Source organism: Microbacterium sp. (assembly GCF_049661145.1).
Classification (GTDB): domain Bacteria; phylum Actinomycetota; class Actinomycetes; order Actinomycetales; family Microbacteriaceae; genus Microbacterium.
The window spans coordinates 1-4,516 of sequence record NZ_JBASZT010000206.1; the positions used below are offsets into that span (position 1 = coordinate 1).

Sequence of the window (4,516 nt, forward strand, 5' to 3'; positions counted from 1 at the left end):
GGAGGGGCTGCCATCGGGGCGACGCTGTCGCTGCTGCGCCGACGCCCGCGGCCGGCGGACGGTGCGCGAGGAGATACGGCCGAGGCGACGGCGACGGAGAACACCGCGACGACCGGCCCGGTGTCGCCGATCCCGGCGCCCTCACCGCAGCGGGAGCCCGTCGTCCTCGGGGACGAGAACCGCATCCGGCAGGTGGTGGCGAACCTCCTCGGCAACGCCCGTCGCTACACGCCGGAAGGCTCGCCGATCGAGCTGACCGTCGGGGTCGACGAGCCGGCCGGGATGGGCTGGATCGCCGTCACGGACCACGGCGAGGGGATCCCTCCGCAGATCCGCGAGAAGATCTTCCAGCGCTTCTGGCGCGCCGACACGTCGCGCACGCGCGAGACGGGCGGCTCGGGACTCGGACTGTCGATCGTGGCATCCATCGTCGAGGCGTTGCACGGGTCCATCGAGGTGACCGAGACTCCCGGCGGCGGGGCGACCTTCCGCGTGGGCTTCCCTCTCGCCGAAGCGCGGGATGCCGCGGACCACCTCTACATCGAGACGCAGCCACTCCCCCGGTTGCGCTCCGACGGCTGAGGGACGAATGACCGCTGCCGGTTTCGCCCGGGGTTCATCGCCTTCTCCCCAGCGGGCGAATCTCGCGAGTTGTCCACCGATGCCGTCTCACGCCGTCCACGCGGGTGCGCGGCTCCGTAGCGTGGGGTCCACCTTACCGAAAGGACCCTTCTCATGACCGCTTTCAGTGTCGACTCCGACGCCGTTCTCACCGCGACCGCCGCGATCCGCGGGACCGCCGACCGGCTGCAGAGCGAGACCGCCGCGATGCTCGGGCAGCTCACCCAACTGCAGGGATCGTGGACCGGTGGCGCCGCGCTCGCGTTCCAGGGCGTGGTGGACCGGTGGCGCGCCGCGCAGGCCGAGCTCGAGGCCGCTCTCGCCGACATCGGCGGCGCGCTCGCCCACGCCGGCAACCAGTATGCGCAGACCGAGCTGGCCGCGACAGGCCTGTTCCGCTGACAACCGGAGCCGGTGACAACCGGAAAGGCCCCTCCCCGGTGAGGGGAGGGGCCTTTCCGACGGGGTTCCGACTCGGTTTCGACTCGGACCGCTGCGCGGTCCTCGCTCAACCTTGAGTCGCAGCCATGTCAACGCCGCTACGCGGCATTGACACGTCTCGACTCAAAAGTCCATGCCACCGGTCGGGTCGCCGCCACCGGCGGGGACCGCGACCTTCTCGGGCTTGTCCGCGACGACCGCTTCGGTCGTGAGGAACAGGCCGGCGATCGACGCGGCGTTCTGCAGCGCCGAGCGGGTGACCTTGGCCGGGTCGATGATGCCCGCGGCGAACAGGTCGGTGTACTCGCCGGTCGCGGCGTTCAGGCCCTGGCCGACGGGCAGCTCCGACACCTTGTTGGCGACGACACCGGGCTCGAGGCCCGCGTTGAGGGCGATCTGCTTGAGCGGAGCCTCGATCGCGACCTTGACGATGTTCGCGCCGGTCGCCTCGTCGCCGCTGAGCTCGAGGGTCTCGAAGACCTTCTTGCCGGCCTGGATCAGCGCCACGCCACCACCGGGGACGATGCCCTCCTCGACGGCCGCCTTGGCGTTGCGGACGGCGTCCTCGATGCGGTGCTTGCGCTCCTTGAGCTCGACCTCGGTGGCCGCACCCGCCTTGATGACGGCGACGCCGCCGGCGAGCTTGGCGAGGCGCTCCTGCAGCTTCTCGCGGTCGTAGTCGCTGTCGGTGTTCTCGATCTCGCGCTTGATCTGCGTCACGCGACCCTCGATCTGCGAAGCCTCACCAGAGCCCTCGACGATCGTGGTCTCATCCTTGGTGACGATGACCTTGCGGGCGCGTCCCAGCAGATCCAGGGTGGCATTCTCGAGCTTGAGACCGACCTCCTCGGTGATGACCTGGCCACCGGTGAGGATGGCGATGTCCTGCAGCTGCGCCTTGCGACGGTCGCCGAAGCCGGGGGCCTTGACAGCGACCGACTTGAAGATGCCGCGGATCTTGTTCAGCACGAGGGTCGCCAGGGCTTCGCCCTCGACGTCCTCGGCGATGATGACGAGCTCCTTGCCGTCCTGGATCACCTTGTCGACGATCGGCAGGAGGTCCTTGATGTTGCCGATCTTCTGGTTGGCGATGAGGATGTAGGGGTCCTCGAAGACGGCCTCCTGGCGCTCCGGGTCCGTCACGAAGTAGGGGTTGATGTACCCCTTGTCGAAACGCATGCCCTCGGTGAGTTCGAGCTCGGTGCCGAAGGTCTGCGACTCCTCGACGGTGACGACGCCCTCCTTGCCGACCTTGTCGATCGCCTCGGCGATGAGCTCGCCGATCTCGGTGTCGGCGGCGGAGATGGATGCCGTGGCGGCGATCTCCTCCTTGGTCTCGACCTCCTTCGCCGAAGCGAGCAGCTCGTCGGAGAGAGCCTTGACGGCCTTCTCGATGCCCTTCTTCAGCGAGATGGGGTCGGCGCCGGCCGCGACGTTGCGCAGGCCCTCGCGCACGAGCGCCTGAGCCAGAACCGTGGCGGTCGTGGTGCCGTCACCAGCGACGTCGTCGGTCTTCTTGGCGACCTCCTTGACGAGCTCCGCGCCGATCTTCTCGTAGGGGTCTTCGAGCTCGATCTCCTTGGCGATCGAGACGCCGTCGTTCGTGATCGTGGGGGCGCCCCACTTCTTCTCGAGTACGACGTTGCGACCGCGCGGGCCCAGGGTCACCTTGACGGCGTCGGCCAGGATGTTCAGACCGCGCTCGAGACCACGGCGGGCCTCCTCGTCGAAAGCGATGATCTTTGCCATAAGTGTGTCGTCCCTCCCGGACGTGAGGATGAGTCTTTAGCACTCGCGATGATGGAGTGCTAACTCATTCTGGCACTCTGGCATGCCGAGTGCAAGCCGCCGCCGACACGCGACCGCGAGAGAACAACCGACGGCCGAGAGAACGGGCGACAACCGTTCTCTCGGCCGTGAGGTGTTCTCTCGCCGACGGGGGCCGGGGCGCGGCAGCGGTAGCGGACGGCGGGCGCGCGTTCAGTGGGCGCGGGACGCGGCGGCGCGGCGAGCGGCGTGCCCGGGGCGGAGGGATGCCGGCGTCAGGAGATGACGCGGACGGACTCGGCCTGCGGGCCCTTCTGACCGGTACCGACGGTGAACTCGACGCGCTGGCCTTCCTCAAGCACGCGGAAGCCCGACATGTCGATGTTCGAGTAGTGGACGAAGACGTCCTGGCCGTCGGTGACGGTGATGAAGCCGAAGCCCTTCTCGGCGTTGAACCATTTGACGGTGCCCTGCGTCATGCGACTCTCCTGATGCTGTGGAACTCCGCCATGTTATGCAGGGCGGATGCCGCGAAATCGCCGATACAGCCAGTTACGGCCAGTGTTGACACGGCTGCATCCAAGAGTTCACACGCGCGAAACACAGGCCACGTGCGGGACGCCCGGAGGTGGTTCAGGGCGTCGCGGTGGCGACCCCGGAGTCCGTGCGGTCGAGCCCGATCACGACGACGAGCTGCCTGACGCTCGGGTCGCTGGACAACGCCGCGTAGGCGTCGCTGAGCTCGACGGCTGCACCGTCGATCGCCTGGGCCAGCCCGCGCGCGGGTCCCTCGTCTGCCGAGTCCGAGTAGAACACCGTGGTCGTCGCGAAATCGTGGGAGCCCGCCTCGCCGGCGGTGACATCGTCGGCGCTCCACCCCGCCGCGATGATCTGGTCGGCCAGCGCCGAAGCCAGCCCCGACTGCGGCGTCGCATTGAGCACCGTGACCGGGAAACCCGTGTCGAGCACCGGCTCGGCGGTCTGCACTGCGGAGGGCGTCGCCGACGGCGTCGGAAAGAGCGTCACCCGCCCGGTGACGATCAGTGTGCCGAAGATGCCGACGGCGATGAGCGCGATCGTCGCGAGAGTCGACCACAGCAGCACGAGCCCGCCGCGCACGCGAGGATTCTCGGCGCGGTGGGCCCCGATGCGGACGGAACCGTTGCGGAGATCTTCGGGGAGATCGTCGAAGCGGTCCGGCCGCGGCGGGGTCTTGGGCACCAGAGAATGCTACCGGCCTGTCGCCGTCTGGCCGGCGTAAGGCGGGCGCACCGCGGGGGCCGTAGCTCGTCCGGCGCGTTCGCGCTCACGCGCGTCGCGCACGCGTCGGAGCCTGTGGACGAGCATCGCGTCGTGCGCGGCGGCATCCGGCGCGTCGATCACTCGTCCCAGCAGCTGGTAGTAGCGGGCGGGGGTGAGGCCGAGCTCCGTGCGCACCGCCTCCTCTTTGGCGCCGGGTGAAGCTCGCTCGGTCCCTCCGCTCCAGCGGGACTCGAAATCCAGGAGCATCACGTCGCGATCGGAGAGGGGCACGGCAACACGCTAACGCGGCAGCGGCCCGACCCCGGCACGCCACTCCAGCCATCCGCCGAGCGGGTCGGCGAACGCGAGGATCTCGCCGTCGAGGGCGAGGGCGAAGCCGTCCGGCGGCGGGTCGCCGCTCGGCATGCCGCCCGGGGTCCAGCCC

6 protein-coding genes are annotated in these 4,516 nt (G+C 69.2%); 2 read left to right on the forward strand and 4 right to left on the reverse strand.

Features of this window, described 5'->3' with window-relative positions; translation table 11 throughout:
* Together WBP48_RS08810 and WBP48_RS08815 are read left to right on the forward strand one after the other, a co-directional pair.
* Positions 1-582, forward strand: a 582-nt coding sequence (locus WBP48_RS08810) for a sensor histidine kinase (protein ID WP_424439115.1), incomplete at its 5' end; no start/stop codon positions are given.
* A 153-nt stretch (positions 583-735) separates the two neighbouring features.
* Complete coding sequence (locus WBP48_RS08815; RefSeq protein WP_424439118.1) at positions 736-1,023, forward strand: WXG100 family type VII secretion target; 288 nt, start codon at positions 736-738, stop codon at positions 1,021-1,023.
* Between the two features lie 162 nt (positions 1,024-1,185).
* Here WBP48_RS08815 and groL read toward each other — a convergent pair whose 3' ends face one another.
* The 4 genes from groL to WBP48_RS08835 all read right to left on the reverse strand — a co-directional run bounded on the left by groL (position 1,186) and on the right by WBP48_RS08835 (position 4,362).
* Positions 1,186-2,811, reverse strand: a complete 1,626-nt coding sequence (gene groL / locus WBP48_RS08820) for a chaperonin GroEL (RefSeq protein ID WP_424439121.1) — start codon at positions 2,809-2,811, stop codon at positions 1,186-1,188.
* Positions 2,812-3,104: 293 nt separating this feature from the next.
* Positions 3,105-3,308: a cold-shock protein gene (locus WBP48_RS08825; protein ID WP_424439124.1), complete on the reverse strand. Its 204-nt coding sequence runs from the start codon at positions 3,306-3,308 to the stop codon at positions 3,105-3,107.
* 154 nt (positions 3,309-3,462) lie between these two features.
* Positions 3,463-4,050, reverse strand: coding sequence for a LytR C-terminal domain-containing protein (locus tag WBP48_RS08830; RefSeq protein ID WP_424439127.1), 588 nt, complete (start codon positions 4,048-4,050; stop codon positions 3,463-3,465).
* A 9-nt stretch (positions 4,051-4,059) separates the two neighbouring features.
* Positions 4,060-4,362: a DUF3263 domain-containing protein gene (locus WBP48_RS08835; RefSeq protein ID WP_424439130.1), complete on the reverse strand. Its 303-nt coding sequence runs from the start codon at positions 4,360-4,362 to the stop codon at positions 4,060-4,062.
* Positions 4,363-4,516 lie beyond the last annotated feature (154 nt).

Bases quoted from the DNA above. Each gene is read 5' to 3' on its own strand.
- WBP48_RS08815 (WP_424439118.1), top strand. From the start codon at position 736: ATGACCGCTTTCAGTGTCGACTCCGACGCCGTTCTCACCGCGACCGCC.
- groL (WP_424439121.1), bottom strand. From the start codon at position 2,811: ATGGCAAAGATCATCGCTTTCGACGAGGAGGCCCGCCGTGGTCTCGAG.
- WBP48_RS08825 (WP_424439124.1), bottom strand. From the start codon at position 3,308: ATGACGCAGGGCACCGTCAAATGGTTCAACGCCGAGAAGGGCTTCGGC.